19 protein-coding genes are annotated in these 17,651 nt (G+C 63.1%); 4 read left to right on the top strand and 15 right to left on the bottom strand.

Annotated elements, in window-relative coordinates; genetic code table 11:
- Positions 1 to 18: 18 nt before the first annotated feature.
- A complete protein-coding gene (locus tag M2390_RS03055) occupies positions 19 to 777 on the top strand; it encodes a hemolysin III family protein (RefSeq protein ID WP_259176980.1) in 759 nt (252 codons plus the stop codon).
- Here M2390_RS03055 and M2390_RS03050 read toward each other — a convergent pair.
- From M2390_RS03050 to M2390_RS03035, 4 genes are all read right to left on the bottom strand, one after another.
- A complete protein-coding gene (locus tag M2390_RS03050) occupies positions 764 to 2,008 on the bottom strand; it encodes an MFS transporter (RefSeq protein ID WP_259176979.1) in 1,245 nt (414 codons plus the stop codon). The genes M2390_RS03055 and M2390_RS03050 overlap by 14 nt on opposite strands.
- A gap of 91 nt (positions 2,009 to 2,099) precedes the next feature.
- Complete coding sequence (locus M2390_RS03045; RefSeq protein ID WP_259176978.1) at positions 2,100 to 3,032, bottom strand: anti-sigma factor domain-containing protein; 933 nt, start codon at positions 3,030 to 3,032, stop codon at positions 2,100 to 2,102.
- Positions 3,029 to 3,664, bottom strand: a complete 636-nt coding sequence (gene sigK / locus M2390_RS03040; RefSeq protein WP_081863893.1) for an ECF RNA polymerase sigma factor SigK — start codon at positions 3,662 to 3,664, stop codon at positions 3,029 to 3,031. Before sigK ends, M2390_RS03045 begins: the two co-directional genes overlap by 4 nt.
- 169 nt (positions 3,665 to 3,833) lie before the next feature.
- The gene (locus M2390_RS03035; protein WP_259176976.1) at positions 3,834 to 5,558 is read right to left on the bottom strand and encodes a cytochrome c biogenesis protein DipZ; all 1,725 of its coding nucleotides are present in this window, start codon (positions 5,556 to 5,558) and stop codon (positions 3,834 to 3,836) included.
- A 225-nt stretch (positions 5,559 to 5,783) separates the two neighbouring features.
- On the opposite strand from M2390_RS03035, the gene M2390_RS03030 reads away from it, so the two are divergent.
- Positions 5,784 to 6,443, top strand: coding sequence for a fasciclin domain-containing protein (locus tag M2390_RS03030; protein ID WP_030148443.1), 660 nt, complete (start codon positions 5,784 to 5,786; stop codon positions 6,441 to 6,443).
- Between the two features lie 56 nt (positions 6,444 to 6,499).
- Here the strand turns inward: M2390_RS03030 and M2390_RS03025 are convergent, their stop codons facing one another.
- On the bottom strand, positions 6,500 to 6,802 hold the full coding sequence (locus M2390_RS03025) for a hypothetical protein (RefSeq protein WP_259176975.1): 303 nt from the start codon (positions 6,800 to 6,802) through the stop codon (positions 6,500 to 6,502).
- Positions 6,799 to 7,665: a mycothiol conjugate amidase Mca gene (gene mca, locus M2390_RS03020; RefSeq protein ID WP_183091790.1), complete on the bottom strand. Its 867-nt coding sequence runs from the start codon at positions 7,663 to 7,665 to the stop codon at positions 6,799 to 6,801. The genes M2390_RS03025 and mca overlap by 4 nt, the downstream gene beginning before the upstream one ends.
- Positions 7,666 to 7,780: 115 nt before the next feature.
- Here mca and M2390_RS03015 point away from each other — a divergent pair, with 115 nt between their 5' ends.
- Entirely contained in the window at positions 7,781 to 8,218 is a 438-nt protein-coding gene (locus tag M2390_RS03015; protein WP_051701606.1) for a DUF4307 domain-containing protein, read from the top strand.
- Between the two features lie 136 nt (positions 8,219 to 8,354).
- Complete coding sequence (greA, locus tag M2390_RS03010; protein WP_121687121.1) at positions 8,355 to 8,846, top strand: transcription elongation factor GreA; 492 nt, start codon at positions 8,355 to 8,357, stop codon at positions 8,844 to 8,846.
- A gap of 93 nt (positions 8,847 to 8,939) precedes the next feature.
- Here the strand turns inward: greA and ilvA are convergent, their stop codons facing one another.
- The 9 genes from ilvA to M2390_RS02965 all read right to left on the bottom strand — a co-directional run bounded on the left by ilvA (position 8,940) and on the right by M2390_RS02965 (position 17,617).
- On the bottom strand, positions 8,940 to 10,187 hold the full coding sequence (gene ilvA / locus M2390_RS03005; protein WP_030148438.1) for a threonine ammonia-lyase: 1,248 nt from the start codon (positions 10,185 to 10,187) through the stop codon (positions 8,940 to 8,942).
- 51 nt (positions 10,188 to 10,238) lie between these two features.
- Entirely contained in the window at positions 10,239 to 11,561 is a 1,323-nt protein-coding gene (locus tag M2390_RS03000; RefSeq protein ID WP_259176970.1) for an AI-2E family transporter, read from the bottom strand.
- A gap of 216 nt (positions 11,562 to 11,777) precedes the next feature.
- Entirely contained in the window at positions 11,778 to 12,278 is a 501-nt protein-coding gene (locus tag M2390_RS02995) for an ester cyclase (protein ID WP_259176968.1), read from the bottom strand.
- A gap of 457 nt (positions 12,279 to 12,735) precedes the next feature.
- A complete protein-coding gene (locus M2390_RS02990; protein WP_259176967.1) occupies positions 12,736 to 13,002 on the bottom strand; it encodes a type II toxin-antitoxin system RelE/ParE family toxin in 267 nt (88 codons plus the stop codon).
- Between the two features lie 81 nt (positions 13,003 to 13,083).
- Complete coding sequence (locus M2390_RS02985; protein ID WP_259176966.1) at positions 13,084 to 13,317, bottom strand: ribbon-helix-helix protein, CopG family; 234 nt, start codon at positions 13,315 to 13,317, stop codon at positions 13,084 to 13,086.
- A 72-nt stretch (positions 13,318 to 13,389) separates the two neighbouring features.
- Entirely contained in the window at positions 13,390 to 13,875 is a 486-nt protein-coding gene (locus tag M2390_RS02980; RefSeq protein ID WP_259176964.1) for a hypothetical protein, read from the bottom strand.
- Between the two features lie 152 nt (positions 13,876 to 14,027).
- Positions 14,028 to 15,311: a hypothetical protein gene (locus M2390_RS02975; protein WP_259176962.1), complete on the bottom strand. Its 1,284-nt coding sequence runs from the start codon at positions 15,309 to 15,311 to the stop codon at positions 14,028 to 14,030.
- 174 nt (positions 15,312 to 15,485) lie between these two features.
- Entirely contained in the window at positions 15,486 to 15,902 is a 417-nt protein-coding gene (locus tag M2390_RS02970; protein WP_259176961.1) for a hypothetical protein, read from the bottom strand.
- 1,193 nt (positions 15,903 to 17,095) lie between these two features.
- Entirely contained in the window at positions 17,096 to 17,617 is a 522-nt protein-coding gene (locus M2390_RS02965) for a hypothetical protein (RefSeq protein ID WP_259176960.1), read from the bottom strand.
- Between the last annotated feature and the right edge of the window lie 34 nt (positions 17,618 to 17,651).

Genomic DNA, 17,651 nt, shown 5'->3' with positions numbered 1-17,651 from the left:
CTGGCGTAGTCTGGGAGTATGCCAGCAGATCGTGACCTTTCAGCGTCCGCCAACTCCTCGGAGAGCGGGGGCGTGCCCGGCGAGGATGAACGCCACGGTCTTCCGCTGATCGAGGCGGCGGATGTGCTTCCCGAGGAGGTCAAGCCCACCTGGCGTGGATGGATTCACGCGGGCACCTTCCCGGTGACCATTGCCGCGGGTATCGTGCTCATCGTGCTGGCCGACGGACCGGTAGCGAAGTGGGCGTCGGCTGTGTTCATGCTCACCTCGATGCTGCTGTTTGGCAATTCGGCGCTCTACCATCGCATCAACTGGAAGCCGCGCACGAAGATGATCTTCAAGCGCATCGACCACGCCAACATCTTCCTCCTGATCGCCGGCACCTACACCCCCATCGCGCTGCTGGCGCTGCCGAATCCGCAGGGGATGATCCTGCTCATCTCGGTGTGGTCGGCCGCGCTGCTCGGAATCGCGTTCCGTGTCTTCTGGATCGGCGCACCGCGCTGGCTCTACGTCTTCCTCTACCTGGCGTTGGGTTGGGCGGCGGTGATGTATCTGGGTGACATCATCCAGGCGAACCTCGCCAGCATGGTACTCGTGGTCGTGGGTGGCCTGCTCTACTCGGTGGGAGCGGTGGCGTATGCACTCAAGCGCCCCAACCCGTTCCCCGGGCACTTCGGTTTCCACGAAATCTTCCACGTGTGCACGGTGCTGGCCTTCCTCTGCCACTGGACCGGAATCCTGCTCCTCGCCCTGCATCCGATTAGCGGGGCGTAGTCTCCACCGGCTCGTGCGCCTTTTCGGCCTCCCGACCGGGCAGGATGGGCAGCGCGATGATCGGCGCGAGCGCGAGCAGGGCAAACGCTCCGCTGTAGCCGATCACCGTGATCAGCGCGCCCACGGCCGGGCCGACCAGGGCGGTGGCCGCGAACTGGCCGGAGTTTTGGATGCCCAGCGCCCGTCCGGCCCAGCGGCTCCCGGAGATTTCGGCTACCGCGGTAAACGCCAGACCGTTGTCAGCAACGGCGATGCAGCTGGCCAGGACATAGGTGATCGCGACCGCCCAGGGCCAGTGCACGGCACCGGCCGCCGCGGTAAGCAGCAGGGTTGCCACCCCGATCAGGGCAACCCAGCGCAGCGGCTGGAGCCGGCTGCCCACCCGGTCCGAGAGCACACCCACCGCGATTCGACCGAAGGCGCCGAGCAGCTGAGCGATGGCGACCAGGGCACCGGCGGCCAGGGCGCTCCATCCCTGATCCACGATCAGCCACACCAGACCGAAGGTACTCAGGGCCGTCTGCGGAACCACCAGGAGGGCCGAGACCGCGTGGATGCGGGCCAGGGTGCCCGAACGGCGATACGGGTTGGTCTGCGCCGCGGTGGTACCCGGCGTTAGCGGATGACGGGGCGGGTCCACGATGACGATGGCGCAGGCGATTGCCGCGATCAAGACCAGCACCGCACACAGGATGAGCGCGGGGGCGAGTGACCCACCCGCGATCAGCGCGGGAATGGCCAGCGCGGCAGCGGCGATGCCCAGCGGCTGACAGGTTTGCCGGATCCCCATCGCGAGTCCGCGACGGTTGGCCGGGAACCAGCCGACCACGACGCGCCCGCTGGCGACGTTCACCGAGCCCGTGCCCGCCCCGGCGATGCCGAGGAGGACCCCGAGGATCCAGAGCGATCCGGTCGAGGTGCCCGAGACGAATAGTGCACCGAGCACCGCGAGGGTTGTGAGGAGAAGCCCGGCTACCAGGACTCCGCGTTCTCCGCGACGGTCGGCGATCCAGCCCCAGAGCACCAGGGTGAGGACCAGTCCAACGTTGGGTGCCGCGGCGAGCGCCCCGGCCTCGGCGAGACTCAATCCGCGCTGGGTATGCAGGAACGGGATGAAGAAGGCGGGGGCTGCGGCGACCACCGTCCCGGCCGCCTGGGCATACACTCCGACACCCAGCATGAGCCAGGGACGAGCGGTACGAGGGGCACGGGGCGGGGAGGCAACAGTCACCCTCCTACGCTAGACCCGTTTGCAACGACGCCCCGACACTCACGAACACATGTGCGTGAGCGCCGGGGCATCCGGTGCGCGACCACCGGGGCTAGCTGGTGCTGGTACCCACCACCAGAATCGGATCGGTCGTGGGCGCCTTGGAGCCGCCCTTGGGCTCGACGGTCATGCCGACGCTGTCTCCCGGTTTGAGTGTGCCATCCAGCAGGGTCCAGGTGACTCCCGAGTCTCCGGGTGTGAAGGTCCCGGCGGCGCGGGCACCCGAACCGTCGATCAGCCAGAGTTCCAGGACCCGGTCCTTGCCCAGCTCGGGCAGATCGCTGGTGGCGATCGCGGCCCTGGCATGATCGGGTGACCACACCACGGTCGCGGTACCGCCACCGGTAACCGGGGTCGAGGAACGCTGCAGATCGGCCGAGGCCAACAGCGAGGTGAGCGTGTGATCGCTGGCCTCGGGGGTGACCGTGGGGGCAAACACGCTGCGGCCGAGGCCCACACCGGCGACAACCAGCAGCACCGCGGCGAGCACGCCGGTCAGCAGCCGAATCCCCCGCAGTCTGGACCCGCGGGCCCGGGTCACCGGGGTGGACTCGACGGAACGGGTCGGCGGGACCACGGGGGCCACCGAATCGGCCGACACGGATGATGCGGTCCCGGATACTGCGGTGTCGGCCGAGGGAACAGCCGCAGCCGAAGCCGGCGAAGCTACCGTCGGGGTTGCGCTCGGGGCCGCGCTCGGCGCCGCCGAACCAACGGTTGCCTCGGTGCCCTGCGCGCCCTGCTGCGGCAGCGCCTGAATCGCATCCAGAATGCTTCCGCGCAGCGCGGCGGAGGGCACCGCGGGGGCCACCAGTGCGGCCAGCCCATCGGTAACGGAATCGAATGAGGCTACCTCGGCGGCAAAGGCCGGGTCGCTATTCAGGAGTGCCTGGGCGACACGAGTTTCCTCGGCGTCCAGCGCGTCCAGCGCAAAGCCGGCCGCGAGGCTTTCGCGCTCCTCGGGGGTCATGTTTGTGGTGGTCATGCTGTCACCTCCTCGCCTAAAATCTGTCGTAATTTGATCATGCCATCGCGAATTCGTGTTTTCACGGTTCCCAGGGGGATCTTCAGCCGCTCGGCGATCTCCGTCTGGGTGAAGCCCTCGTAGTAGGCGAGCAGTACCGCCTCGCGCTGCGGAGGGCTCAGATGTCCAAGTGCCCGTTCGACCCGTGTGTGCTCTACCCGGGTTTCCACGGTCTCGGCCACCTCGTCCACCGGAATCGGGAGGTCGCGGATGCCGATGCGTTCATCCCGGTTACGTCCGGCCTGGGAGGCGCGAACCCGATCGATCGCCCGGCGATGAGCAAGGGTCATCAGCCAGCCGCTCACGCTGCCCCGTTCGGGATCGAACGTGGATGCGCGCTGCCACACCTCCAGGAACACCTCCTGCGTCACCTCCTCCGCCTGGGCGTGATCCACGAGCACATGCCGCACCAGGCCCAGCACCCGGGAGACGAAGAGATCGTAGAGGGAGGCGAATGCTTCCCGATCTCCACCCTGCACCCGGAGCAGGAAGCCGCGCGCTCTGACCGCAATATCTGTGGAATCCGGGAGGGATTCCCGGTCTGTGGAGGAACGCAGCGACGCGGGGTCGGCGGCCGAATGTTCGAGGGACATGTCGCTAGTCTCCCAAACATCGGCCCGTTCCGGGGAGACACGCGATCGAATCGGTGTCACATTTCCCCGGCCAGGACTGGACCCCGCCGCCGGGGGCGGGGTCCGAACCGGCACGGAATCGCTCGAATGTGCCTCCGATCCGAGCGTCCGAAAGGGCGGGGAGCTCGGGCTATCCAAACGTAAACGAGTACGCATCGACTCCCGCTCCCACCGTGACTTTGAGCTCTCCGGTATCGGATTTCTTCGAGGAGAAGATCTCGTAGGATCCCGGAGGCCCGGATACCTGAATGGTTTTTGTCCCATTCTTATCGGTCACCGTGACCGTGCCCGATCCGCCCAGGACCATCCGGATCTGCTGCGCCGTATAGGCCAGCTTGATCGATCCCTCGGCACTGGATATGCCCTGGCTGGTGAGGGTCCAGGACCCATCCAGCGCGAACGTATCCTTGGCGAGCTTCTCGGGGAAGGCGAAGGTTGAGGTCCCGATCGAGTACGGTTCGGTTCCGCCGAAGTTCACCATCTTGGTGGGGCTCAGGTAGGTCTCCGGGGTGGTCGAGCCTGCCTTAGGAGTGTCGTCGGCCGTCTCGGTCATCGCCGGAAGCTTCACGTCGGGGGTGGTCTGAGTCAGCAGCTCACGGATCAGCTTTTCGGTGGTCGCATAGCCACCCTCACCAAACTGAATCTGGCGTACGGTACCCGATGCGTCGATCAGGTAGTGGGCCGGCCAGTAGCGGTTGCGATACGCGGTCCAGGTGGAGAGCTGGTTGTCCAGGGCCACCGGGTAGGTGATCCCCTGCTCCTTGATCGCCGCCGCCACATTCTCCGGCACCTTCTCGAACGCATACTCCGGGGAGTGCACGCCGATCACCGTGAGGCCGGCATCCTGATACGCCTTGGCCCAGGCACTCACGTGCGGGACCGAACGCAGGCAGTTGATGCAGGAGTAGGCCCAGAAGTCCACCAGTACCACCTTGCCGCGCAGATCGCTCAGCGCAATCGGCTTGTCGTCGGCGGTGTTGAACCACTGGTCGATCCCGCGCAGTGCCGGGGCCGGGCCACAGCTCTGGAGCACATCGGAACCGTTGGAGCACTTGGACAGGTCCTTGTTTTCGTCGGTCACCAGGCCGCCGAGGTCCAGGGACTTGACCTGCTCGGAGTTGTTGAAACCGTCCTGAAGCCCCGCGGTGTAGTCGGGGATCAGGCGTTGCAGGGCCTGGGGCACGTTGAAGACCAGGCCGATGGCGAGCGCGATCATCAGCACGCCGCCGGTGATCCGGATGCCCTTCTGCCGGGTGCGGAACGCCTTGACCCGCTCGGCCACGCGGCGTCCGGCCAGCGCGAAGAAGAGCAGCGGGATCGAGGTACCGACCGCAAAGGATACGGTCAGAACCACCGTTTCCCAGCCGATTTTCCCGGTCGATCCCGCCACGGTGATGGCGGCGAGGATCGGCCCGGCACACGGCACATAGACGGCACCGAGCGCGAGGCCCAGTCCGAATCCGCGGCGCTTGGGGCTGATCGCTCGCTGCGGGAAGCGGGCGAAGGGACGCTCCAGCAGGTGCTGCAGCGGTTCGAAGATGAGGCCCAGTCCGATCAGGATCAGGACGATCAGTGCGGCCCAGCGCAGCACGTCCTGCGGGAGGCCGAGGAGATTCAGGATCAGCGAACCCAGCAGGGTAAAGATGCTGAAGCTCAGGACCAGTCCGGCCACCACCTGGTAGGGACGCCAGCGTGAGGCTTCCTTAACCGGGGCCGCTTCGCCCTCGGTTCCGTCGGGGTTCCGGGCGCTCTGCGCGCCGCCGGAGAAAAAGATGACCGGCAGTACCGGCAGGATGCACGGGGAGATCCCGGTGATGAGACCTCCCACCACCCCGATCAAAGCCAATGTGAGCATGTCACCCACCCCTTCTGTGCCCCGGGGATGGGGCAGCGTCTGGCAGTGGTTCGGCACCAACCATCAAACGGATTGGATGTCCGAGTTTTCCGCGAGAATCCGGGCGTCAAAAAGTTTTTTGACTTTTTTCCCATCCGAATCTGGAGGGGCTCCGAACCCCTGACATCTCCCGCCGCTGACAGCACCGGGAGCCCCTCGCACCACATCAACCGTCAGGAGACGATCATGAAGACCCGTAACGCGCTTTTCACCGCGACCACTCTCGCAGCCCTGTCCCTGTTCGCGCTCACCGGCTGTTCCGCAGCCTCCTCGCCCTCGGCGAGCCCGAGCGCTTCCAACTCGGCGTCGAGTGAGAAGCCCTCCGCAACCCCCAGCCCCGATGCCGCGCTGACCAAGAACCTCGTGGGCCCCGGCTGCGCCGCCTACGCCAAGGCCGTTCCGGACGGTGCCGGTTCGATCGTGGGTATGGCTCAGGACCCGGTGGCCGTCGCCGCCTCGAACAACCCGCTGCTGAAGACCCTTGTGGCCGCCGTTTCGGGCAAACTGAACCCCAACGTGAACCTGGTGGACACCCTGAACGGTTCCGAGTTCACCGTCTTCGCCCCGGTGGATGACGCGTTTGCCAAGATCGACCCGGCAACCATCGACACCCTGAAGACCAACTCCGATCTGCTGACCAAGATCCTCACCTACCACGTGGTTCCCGGCCAGATCCTCCCGGACCAGATCGCCGGCACCCACAAGACCGTTGAGGGTCAGGACCTGACCGTGACCGGTTCGGGTAACGACCTCAAGGTTGGCGACGCCTCGGTCATCTGCGGTGGCGTCAAGACCGCCAACGCCACCGTGTACCTGGTGGACTCGGTGCTGATGCCCCCGATGTAATACCCCACAACCACAAAAGCCCGGTGATGAATATCACCGGGCTTTTGTGGTTGTTACTAGTTCTTGGGTTCTTCCGGGGCGTCCGGGATGGTGCGAATCGCGCCGGCACGCTTGGCCTCCTCGGCGGCGTCCAGCTCGGCCTTCTCGGCCTCCAGACGCTCGACAATCTCGGCGCGGTAGTTGACCCGACGGACCCGACGGACCATGTCGAAGATCAGCAGGAACGCAACCAGGATGATCCCGATCACCACCAGGAATCCGCCCACACCCGGGGTCACCAGGTTTTCGTCGGGGGTCGTGGGGCTGGGAACCGGCGAGGGGGTGGTCGCCAGGTTCACGATGATCGATGTCAGGCTCATGAGAGGTCCTCAATTCCGGCGAACAGGTCGCTTTCGGGGATGGTGGTGGGGACGACGCTGCGAGCAAGCTCGAAGTCCTCGTACGGCCACGCGCGACGCTGTAAATCATTATCCCAGAAGAAAAAGCCCGAGTCCGGCGGCACCTGGCAGGCGTGGGCGCGCAGGGCGGCATCGCGACGCTCGAAGAAGTCGCCCACCTCGACGTGGGTAGTGGCGCGATCGGGACGGTCGCTGATCCAGGCCATCCGCTCCTCAAGGGCCGCAAGCTCGTCGGGATCCGGGGATCCCGCGCGCAGCTCGGCTAGGTTGGCGCGCACCCGGGCGGGGTTGAAGATCTGATCGTAGTAGAGCTTGGAGATCTGCCAGGCCGGGCCCGCTTCGGGATAGCGGGTGGGGTCGGCGGCGGCCTCGAAGGCGTACTCGGCGATCTGGTTGGTGCGGATGTGGTCCGGGTGCGGATATCCACCGTTTTCGTCATAGGTGGTGATGACGTGCGGACGATACTCGCGGATCAGACGTACCAGCGGCTCGGCCGAGATCTCCAGCGGAATGGAGGCAAAGCTGCCCGGAGGCACCGTGCCGTCCTCGCTCGGCATGCCCGAGTCGTAATAGCCCAGCCAGCGGTGCTGGATGTCCAGGATCGAGGCGGCCTCGGCCATCTCCAGGCGGCGCAGACCCGGAAGATCGCGCTCCCCCAGCGCCTTGCGCTCGATGTACGGGTTCTGGATATCTCCGCGTTCGCCCCCGGTGCAGGAGACCACCATGACCTCGTACCCGCGATGGCGGTAGGAGGCGAGGGTTGCCGATCCCTTGCTGGACTCGTCGTCGGGGTGGGCGTGTACCGCCAGAAGTCGTGGTGCCACGGGTTGTTCTCTCCTCCGCTGAAATGGCCGGTTCGTCGGTCGGTGGATCACACACGGGTCCGGAAGCGACTAGCCTAGAATCAAGTGTACTAATGCTTTGAACGGGTGTGAGTTGATGAGTCTTCCCAGTGGCCAGGCCACCAGTGCTCCGGAGAGCGCTTTGGATCAGCGCTATGGACGTACCAAGCGCACCGGAAAGCGTGACCGCCGCATCCTGGTGATCGCCGCCGCCGCGTTTGCCGTGGTGCTCGGTGCCTGGGTGGTGTGGGGTGCGCTGGACGGCCCGAGCGCCTCACTGGAGTCCCGCGATACCGCGCATATCGTGATCGACGAACACAACGTTCAGATCACCTTCCAGGTCACCGCCCCCGAGAACACCCGGGTCGAGTGTGCACTCCAGGCCCTGGATCCGCAGTTCACCGTGGTGGGTTGGAAGATCATCGAGCTGGACCCGGCAACCGTGCCGGTTCGCCAGTTCACCCAGCACCTGAAGACGACCCAGTTGGCCACCACCGGCATCGTCAAGAACTGCTGGATTCCCGAAGCGTCATAATCGCCGCGTGTTCGCGCACACGGCTTGCGTTTAGTCTGGGGCTCCCCTAGGCTCAATCAAAACCCGCCATATCGCGGGTTGGTTCTTGGCGCCTCGACACTGTCGGGGCGCCCCTTTATGTATTGAGGAGTTCACGATGGCTGACGACACTCAGGTCTCGTTCCTGACCCAGGAAACCTTCGATCGGCTCGCCGCTGAATTGGAAGCACTCTCCACCACCGGTCGTGAGGAAATCGCCAAGCGTATCGAGGCCGCCCGCGAAGAGGGCGACCTCAAGGAAAACGGCGGCTACCACGCTGCCAAGGACGAGCAGGGCAAGCAGGAGGCGCGCATTCGCACGCTGACCGCGATGCTGCGCGACGCCGTCGTGGGCGAAGCCCCGCAGTCCAACGGCGTGGTTGAGCCCGGCACCGTCATCTCGGCAATCATCGCCGGGGACGAGGAGCGCTTCCTGCTGGGAAGCCGCGAGATCGCCGCAAACTCGGAGCTCGACGTCTACAGCGAGTCCAGCCCGCTGGGTGCCGCGATCATCGGTCTGAAGATCGGTGAGAAGACCACGTATCAGGCACCGAACGGCCGCGACATCTCGGTGGAAATCACCGGCGTAGACACCTACACCGGCGAATAAGCTCACCGGGCCGCCGAGCCCCACGGCCGGTCGCCACGAACAGAAGGCGGACATCCAGGATCTGGATGCCCGCCTTTTGCGTGCGTGTGGTTCCTAGCGGCGTGCCTCGGCATCGCCGATCCGCGGCTCGTAGCCGGCCTCTCGCAGGGTGTCGAGCACCAGATCGCGGTGCTCGGAGCCGCGGGTTTCGACGCTGATCTTGAGCTCAACCTGACCGATCTGCAGGCCGCTACCGTGACGGGTGTGCAGCACCTCGATCACGTTGGCGTTGGCGTGGGCGATCAGCTCGGAGATGCGCGCTAGCTGACCGGGGCGGTCCGGCAGCGGGATGCTCAGCGTCAGGTAGCGGTCCGAGGCCACCAGGCCGTGGCTGACCACGGTCTGCATGAGCATCGGATCGATGTTTCCGCCGGAGAGGATCACCACGGTGGGTCCGGTAGCCCGCACGTGCCCGGCGAGGATCGCCGCCACCCCCACGGCACCCGCGGGTTCCACCACGAGCTTGGCGCGCTCCAGGAGGACAACCAGGGCACGGGCGATGTCGTCCTCGGTGACAGTCACCACCTCGTCCACGAGTTCCTTGATGATCTCGAAGTTCAGCGCGCCCGGACGCGCGACGGCGATTCCGTCGGCGATGGTCGGGCTGGTCTTGATCGTGGTGACCTCGCCCGCCTCCAGCGACACCGGATACGGTGCCGAGTTGGCGGCCTGCACGCCGATCACCCGAATCTCGCGTCCCTCGGCGGCCGCGCGATGCTTGGCCGCGGCGGCAACACCGGAGATGAGGCCGCCCCCACCGATCGGCACGATGATGGTCTCGGCCTCGGGCACCTGATCAAAGATTTCCAGGCCCAGGGTGCCCTGTCCGGCGATCACGTCGGCGTGGTCAAAGGGCGGGATGAAAATTGCACCGGTCTGCTCGGCATATTCGGCGGCGGCGCGCAGCAGTTCCTCGACGCTGTGGCCGTCCAGGCGCACCTGGGCACCGTAGTTGCGGGTGGCCTGGAGCTTGGGCAGCGGCACACCCTTGGGCATGAAGATCGTAGCCCCGATGCCGAGCTCGCGGGCGGCGAGGGCGACCCCCTGCGCGTGGTTTCCGGCGGAGGCGGCGACCACACCTCGGGCGCGCTCCTCCTCGGTCAGCGCCGAGATGCGGTTGTAGGCGCCACGGATCTTGTACGATCCGGTGCGCTGCAGGTTTTCGCACTTCATGTGGACGGGGAACCCGAGGAGCTCGGCCAGAAAGCGCGAGGACTCCATCGGGGTGACCTCGGCGACGCGGCTGACAACCTCGCGGGCTGCCTCGAGTTCGGCCGGAGTGGGTCCGGGGATGGTGCTCATAACGTATTTCTCCCGGTGCGTAGACGCACCTAACTTCGTCAACAGGTTGGGTTAGCGTTCGCTGGGCTCATCCGAGCCCGGGGTCTTTTCCGTGGATGTATCGGCGGTTGCGGATACATCGCTCGGGACGGTCGCGGCATCGTCTTCACTCTGCTCGCGATTCTCCGACTCGGAATCGGCCCCGTCGGTAATGGCGGGGTCATCGCCGTCGTCACCGCCGTCGGAGCGGTCCCCGGCGGGTGGTGTACGCCAGCGTCCCCCGGCGATATAGCGCGTCATCTCGTTGACCACTGCCGCCAGCGGAACGGCGAAGAGCGCACCGGGGATCCCGGCCACCAGCGCACCGGCGGTCACCACGAGGACCACGGCGAGCGGGTGCAGCTTGACGGCGTTACCCATCAGTACCGGCTGAAGGATATGACCTTCAACCTGCTGCACCAACAGAATAACGATCAGCATGCCCAACGCCTGCCAGGGGCCGTTGTACACCAGCGCGAGGAAGACGGCGACGGTTCCGGTGAGGATCGCACCCACAAATGGGATGAAGGCACCGAGGAAAACGAGCACACCGATTGGAATGGCCATCGGCACGCCCAGGATGAAGGCACCGAGCGCGATTCCAATCGCATCAATCGCAGCCACCATGATCTGAGTGCGTGAGTAGCTGGCGAGTGCACGCCAGCCGTCCTGGCCGGCACCGTCGATGGCCGCGCGGGCGTTGCGCGGCATCAGGCGGACAACCCAGCGCCAGATGCCGGGTCCGTCCAGGAGGAAGAAGAGGAGGGAGAAGAGAGTCAGCAGGGCACCGGCGGCCACGTGACCCACGGTGGATCCGACCGAGAGAGCCCCGGTCCAGATCGCCTTATTGTTCTCCTTGATGATGTTCCAGAGCTGGCCCAGGTACTCGTTGATCTGGGTGTCATCGAGGTGCAGCGGCGAGACCTTGAGCCACTCGCGTAGCGACTGGTAGCCCGCAACCGCTCGGTCCTTGACCTCGCCCGATTGCGCCGAAATCTGCGTGATTGCCAGGTAGAACAGGCCCACCACCACGGCTATCGTGATCAGCAGGGTGATGATCGTGGCCAGCACGCGGGGCACATGCCATCGGCGCAGCAGGTTCTGCAGCGGCATCACCAGCGAGGCGATCAGGATTGCGATCAGGATCGGAATCACGATCAGGCGCAGCTCAACAATGGCCAGTACGGCCACCACGATGATCGCCACCAGGGCGAGTAGACGCCAGGACCAGGCACCGGCGATCCGAATACCGCGGGGCAGCGATTCGGTCACACTCTCGCTCGGCGCGGGAGCGCTCGCGCGCGATACGCCATCCGGCTTTACCGCCGGCTTGCGGTTTTCTCCAAGGTTTGACACAGGATCAGTCTAAGACCGTACATATGCTGATCCCAGCACCTATCCCCCGGAATCCTGGAATTCATATTCCACGCTCAGACTCGCCGCATTTTTCCGCGGTTTCGCCGAGGGCGGAGCGCCCCGTGCGTGCCGCCCGCTCCGTGAGCCTCGACGGAGGGTGGTTCTCATGGCATGACGGTAGTCGGATGCGACGCGGCAACCCCGTAAGGGGTGCGCCTAGAGTCCCAGCTGAGTGTTGAAGAGCGTGTTGTCCCAGAACAGGATTTCCTGGGCGATGCGTCCGTTCTCCCAGCGGGCGAACGTGGCCATCTGCAGTTCCAGCCGCTTTCCGGTGGGTTCAATCCGGGTGCCGTCGGGGAGAATCATCGGCGCGGTGAAGGTGCCCGCGGTCACTCCGATCACCGCAGTCCAGTCCCCCTGAGCGACCTTGATCGGATGCGAAAGCACCCGGGCATCCGGCATGAACGACACCATAAGCTGCATGTCTCCCACGTGGGCATCGAGGTCGTGCACGGCGGTGCCGTCGGGCATCACCACGTCGGGTGCGGCGGAGTGCAGGTCTCGAAAGAGCGACCAGTCGTGGGTGCTGTAGGCGTCGAAGTCCATCCGGTCAAACAGCTCGGTGTTTTTCGCCGCGAGTTCCTTTTCCGCACGCAGCTCGGCCAGCTCAGCTTCGAGTGCGGCGATGCGGGCGATGGCGGTTTCCAGGTCGGACATGGTTCCCCTCTCCTTCTGCCGCCCCGAAGCGTCTCGGGACGGCGATCTGGATTCAGCCTACGTCCGGATCACGCCCGCAGTTATTAAATTCGGATAACAACTCGGAATTAGTGAGGCGTTCGGAAATAGCCCAAAATAGTCCCGGTCGCCTGGTCGGAATACTCACGGGGCGACCTGAACCCCGAAACGCTCGATCATGAGCCGCCAGGCCTCGACATCACTCAGGTCAAAAATATCGGCGGCTTCGCGGGGACTCGCACTGCGGGTGCGCACCCGGCACCCCGCCACACGCGTGCGAGGTTCAGTGGGTGGTACTCCGAAGGTTTGGGGCGAGAATTATCGATTCATTCACGCGCCCCAAAAACTCCTTCGCGCAGTGCATAACGCAAATACTAGCGACGGTTCGCCGAGATTCCTGGCGGGGCCATCGCAGCGACCTCCACCGCCGGACAACGCGCTACGTGTAAATATCTGATCTATGCCCGAGATCGAGAGCAATGATTACGAAGCGGCCCCGATCAAAGTCGAGCACAATTCGATAGTCTCCAACCCGATATCTCCAGAAACCTGTCAGCGGACCGGATAAGGCCTTACACGCATCCCACGGTTCCTGCGCCGCGGCTAAGCGCACCAACGCATCTCGAATGCGACGAGCAACCTGCCGATCGAGTTTCCGCAAGGATCGTTCGGCACGCTGGGATAGTTCGATCTCCCATCCCACCATCGCCCCCTAACGCCGCTACACAAGCGGATTGCAGGTGATCAGTCAAGCGCGTCTTCTTCATACTCCTGCATTCGACGCGATTCAGTCGAGCTCGATTTCCTCCATGACCGCGTTTAGCGAGCGAGTGCGCGCGTCACCACGACGGATTTGCTCGGCCTCACTACGCAGCGTGTACGCATACTCTAAAGCAGCCAGTTGCTCGACCACCGCTTCACGAACATAAAACGCCACGGGCCGGCCGGTGGACGCGGCGAGCGCATCCAAGCGGGCTTTGATTTCAGCGGGAAGACGCACGCTGAGAACGTCTGTAGACATGTATACATCATCTCACAGGTAGCCAGGTTTCGGCGAGAAAGATGCTTGCCTCGTCACATTGGACGCCACCGTTCATACGTTGTGGCCATGGCGAATCCGCTCGGAACCGATCAACGCGGCCAGCGCGCGCTCCACCTCGGCGCGCTTGCTAGTCCGAATCGCCAGCGAGGGCAGGTGTCGCTGCCGATCACGGTTTCCCTCCACGGAAGCCGGGCTCAGAGCCAGCACCGGCATCGAATAAAACGGTACGGAATCGAATACACCCTCGAGGAGGGCGGTACGCAGGGGCACACAGGAGAACCAATCGATCGCCGCAAGATCGTACCTCCGAGTGCGCCAAAACTGGCGAACCACGAGGACCGAACCATCCAAATAAAGTCCCATCAGGGCGGACCGGATGATGACCGTGGCCAGGAGCACAATCAAGACACCTCGAAAAGCCAATGCGGCGAGGGTTGTATCCGCGACGATTCCGGAGGCGACGCCCAGCAGGAGCAGCCCGGGAATCGGCACCGCCCACAGCAGTGTCCAGGCGTTCGTGTGTCTGATTTTTCTCATGTCAGGATTCACCATAGTGGGCGCGCTCCGAGGAACCCGATTCGGGCTCGCGGGCCGGGTGGCTTCGTGCATGTCATGTCCAATGGATTCGGGGATAACGGTGATCGTATCGGGTATCGGGACGGCGGACGGAGCAACTCGCCCGTCCGGATTTACCAGATGGATTCGACGGTTTCGATGCGCACCAGGGCGCAGACGATCCGCAGCGGAAGGTCGGGTCCCGAGCCGAGGGCCCGCAGGCGCACCCCGGAGGAGGGAACCCCGAGGGGCACAATCACGAGGCTCACGCCCACGTCCCCGCTCAGCGCGGAGAACAGTGCCAGAAGCCCCAGGTTCTCGGGCCGGGTCCGGCGCAGCCGCCGACTGAGCAACGTCCACCATCCGTACTCTCGCGCCAAGTTTTTCAGGGTGAGCATCGTCTCGCGGGTGAGATAGTTCTCGTCCAAGAGGGTGATGTCTTCGCGGCCCAGGTGTAGGGATCCGTCCGGCAGCATGCGCGTAGACCGGGTCAACGCGAGGGCGAGTCCTCGTTCCTGGAGCACTCCGGACACCCGCCGAATCGACGGCTCCCGGAAGAGAAGCATGCGCGCGGACACCCGGTGCCTGATGCACAGCAGTCCGAGGCTTTGATAGAGCGCCAGCACGCTACCTCGATGCGGCAGAACCCCGGCGGCAACCGTCTCCATCCGTGGCAGCAAGGCCGGTTCCACCCCGAGTCCGCGCTCCCCTGCCCGGCGCCGCCTTGTGAGTTCGGTCCAGGTGCGATGGTTCGGATCAAATTCGGTCACGATTTCCCGAGCCAGGGCATCGGCGCGTGCGCCGCTCAGGTCGGTAAACCTCTCGCCAAGCTCCTCATCCGGGTTCAGCTGACGGACGGTTAGCGAGTCGCGTTCGGGGCTCACCCGGTTCCAGCTCGCACCCGGATTTCCGACGGTCAGGACCGCTCGAACCGGGCTTCCATAACGAGACTCGCCGCCGTAGCGCATCGAGACCCGGAGCGGATCGGCATCGGATCGCCACAGGTTCGAACACACCAGCGCCACCCGAGCCACCGCACGCTGACTGGACCGAGGACGCACATCGAAATGAACATCTCGCCGACCGGGTCCGTAGTCGAGCACAATCCGGTCGACCCACCACGAGCCGTGAACCATCCAGGTCACATTCGTCCTGCGCACCAAGATCTCCGCCACCTCGGCGGTCCGAACCACGCGCACTACGGGCAGATTCACCACCACGATGTGGCGGGGACCCATATAGGTACCGATCGTCAAAAAATACAGCAGGCCACATGACACGAACACGAACGCACCGATGTCGACGGCACGCGAGTACTGAGCGGTCAGAATGCCACCGACCCCGCACACCGCCAGGAACAGAAACAAAATCAACTGTTCACCGCGCGCGGCGGCACCGGTTCCGGCCAGCTTTCGCACCCGCGTCACTCTCAGGAAGCGCGCTTTCGGCATCGTACTCACAGGCTAAACATAGCGGGTTTTATTCATTCGTCGCGGGCAACGTCGACACGAGTACCCGTTCGCCGAGCCACGCCAGAAAATCCGTCCGAAGCCCGTCAAGACCCAGTGCCGCTGGGCGATGCAGCCCCACACTCACCGAACGCGACGGTGCCGTGCTCGGCGCTCACCATCCGCCACCGTGGGCGAGCCAGATCGGCTGGGGAATCCACCGAGACTCTGCAAAATTTCGGGGCCGCGAACTCGCCGGAAAACCGGTGAGTTGAATCTCCGCGTCCGCCCGTTAGTGTCAACAATCACCAGCGTTCGCGGAAAAAACCCGAGCACCCACTCATCCGTGGAGATAAACAGCAGCGGCTCGTAGCTCTTATGGCTAATCTCGGCAATCGACTCCTTGCTCAGGCGAGTAACGCGAAAGATACCCACCACCAGGATTTCTGTCGCCGAAACGTAGAGCCCCGTAAAGATAATGATCGCTAGGCACCAGACCCCCGTTCCCATCAGCAGAATGAGCCCCCACAGCGGCGGGACGTTCCCGGTGGAAATCGGCATCAACGAGGCGAGCGGGATAATCCCCACACAGATTGCCATCACCCGCGAAAAGGTGGCGGAGTGCGGTACTCGACGCATGGGGATACTCCTCAATTCTCTAAAGTGACCTTTGATGATCCCACACTGCGCGGACGAACCCACAGACCCACGGGAAGGGCACAAAAATAGCGATGATCCGGAGAAAAATCGCCGGACCAGCTCCGTACAGCACAGCCCCATGTTTAGAACTGCACGCCCACCTTCTGAAGGCGGGCAATCCGATCGTTGATCGGCAGGCTCGGCCGAAAGCGCGTATACACACTGTCGCCCCTGAACGGGTTGGAAATCCAAGGTGCACCATCAAGGGTATTACCGCTGAATCGAACGTCCATAAACGTCGAGCTTGACCAACGAACTAGCCAAGAGATCGAGACTTTACCAGTTAGGTACGTAATCCGTTTTCTAATCATCGGAGTCAGAACTTCGATGTTTTGTTCGCCATTTCTTGGATATCCACAACCAAAATTTTCCAAATTTGACGGGCTTTCGTGATATTAATGTGGGCCACCCGATCTCCCTCCGCAAGTGCTCGATTAGAGCATCATTCGGTTCTATCCATTCGACATTCCAGTCTTCAACACAGGAAAAGAAATCTGATTCTCGATCCAGATACATGTCACCAGGAACATCCACATAGGGAGAGGGATGAACTACTAATGTGTAGTATCCGTGAATTGTCTCAGGGTAAGCGTAAACATACCGTCCAGAATAGGGGCCCCTGCGTATTAGGCCATACCGTCCTTGCTCCCCCCAAAACGCTGAGTTCCGATAACTAAATTGAGAATTTGTCAACGAGGCCACCTTTTATTCAAGACCTTCGAATCTCCGTCGTAGATGTAGTCCGGCGAACCTCCACCACCGGAAAACCCATATCAGTGCACGTCCGGAGTATCACCGAGCTTGACCGCCGATCGCTGCACGATGCGCTTCGTCACATTGCTCGTATAGGTCAACTGGGTGCCATCAGCGAGAACCTTCTTGGTGTAACGATCCTCCGAGTCATACGACGCTCAAACCCATGCGACGGCACTTCGGTCACTGCGCCAGCAAGTGCACTGTAAGGACGCGAAACAATGCTGCATCGATCTCCACCGATTTCAAACAAGTTCAAGCCACCAAGGAAACGATTATGTTGCGCTAACAAAGGGTCCAATTTAGAGCCAACGTTCAAGCGACGCTCTCAGAACTCGAGAATTCTCCCTTGTCCCAGAGTTTTCACTGATTTCCTTCCAGAGGCCCATAACGCCCAAATCACCAGCAACCTGACTTAACTGAGAACGCATATCCCGGCTAATTTCCCAGCCTCTAATGGCTCTAGATACAGCCAGTAGAAAAATCGCTTTAACGCTTTCATCTAAATTCAATCGTGAAGAATTAAGCGCAGCATTACAACTAGTTTCGAGTTGACGACGCTCTAACTCATCGACCCATCCCAGGGCATATACGCGATCCACCGCGCAGGTATCGATAGGAGTTAACTCCGACAATGCAATAATCTCAGACGGCGTAGGAATTACTGAAAATTGGATCTGCTTAGGCGGGAAAATCGACCTAATACGGTCGCGAACGATTGCATAGATAATTGAGACTGCTCCTAAGAGCACACCGAGGAGCAAGCCGCCAAATATCAATATAGATACCGCGTACTTGTCTGCGAATTCCCATAAACCTGACATGTTTAACGAATTCTCCGTTTATCTTTATCACTTG

The organism is Mycetocola sp. BIGb0189 (assembly GCF_024810155.1).
In the GTDB taxonomy this organism is placed as follows: Bacteria; Actinomycetota; Actinomycetes; order Actinomycetales; family Microbacteriaceae; genus Mycetocola; species Mycetocola lacteus.
Note: the sequence above shows the minus strand (reverse complement) of the source record. Positions and strands in the feature narration are given on the sequence as shown.

Coding starts and splice junctions, on each gene's coding strand:
- M2390_RS02990 (WP_259176967.1), bottom strand. CDS start 13,002: ATGGTGGGATGGGAGATCGAACTATCCCAGCGTGCCGAACGATCCTTG.
- M2390_RS02965 (WP_259176960.1), bottom strand. CDS start 17,617: ATGTCAGGTTTATGGGAATTCGCAGACAAGTACGCGGTATCTATATTG.
- M2390_RS02985 (WP_259176966.1), bottom strand. CDS start 13,317: ATGTCTACAGACGTTCTCAGCGTGCGTCTTCCCGCTGAAATCAAAGCC.
- ilvA (WP_030148438.1), bottom strand. CDS start 10,187: ATGAGCACCATCCCCGGACCCACTCCGGCCGAACTCGAGGCAGCCCGC.
- M2390_RS03015 (WP_051701606.1), top strand. CDS start 7,781: ATGAGTCTTCCCAGTGGCCAGGCCACCAGTGCTCCGGAGAGCGCTTTG.
- M2390_RS03030 (WP_030148443.1), top strand. CDS start 5,784: ATGAAGACCCGTAACGCGCTTTTCACCGCGACCACTCTCGCAGCCCTG.
- M2390_RS02995 (WP_259176968.1), bottom strand. CDS start 12,278: ATGTCCGACCTGGAAACCGCCATCGCCCGCATCGCCGCACTCGAAGCT.
- sigK (WP_081863893.1), bottom strand. CDS start 3,664: ATGTCCCTCGAACATTCGGCCGCCGACCCCGCGTCGCTGCGTTCCTCC.
- M2390_RS03055 (WP_259176980.1), top strand. CDS start 19: ATGCCAGCAGATCGTGACCTTTCAGCGTCCGCCAACTCCTCGGAGAGC.
- M2390_RS03025 (WP_259176975.1), bottom strand. CDS start 6,802: ATGAGCCTGACATCGATCATCGTGAACCTGGCGACCACCCCCTCGCCG.
- M2390_RS03035 (WP_259176976.1), bottom strand. CDS start 5,558: ATGCTCACATTGGCTTTGATCGGGGTGGTGGGAGGTCTCATCACCGGG.
- M2390_RS02970 (WP_259176961.1), bottom strand. CDS start 15,902: ATGCCGATTTCCACCGGGAACGTCCCGCCGCTGTGGGGGCTCATTCTG.
- M2390_RS02980 (WP_259176964.1), bottom strand. CDS start 13,875: ATGAGAAAAATCAGACACACGAACGCCTGGACACTGCTGTGGGCGGTG.
- M2390_RS03045 (WP_259176978.1), bottom strand. CDS start 3,032: ATGACCACCACAAACATGACCCCCGAGGAGCGCGAAAGCCTCGCGGCC.
- greA (WP_121687121.1), top strand. CDS start 8,355: ATGGCTGACGACACTCAGGTCTCGTTCCTGACCCAGGAAACCTTCGAT.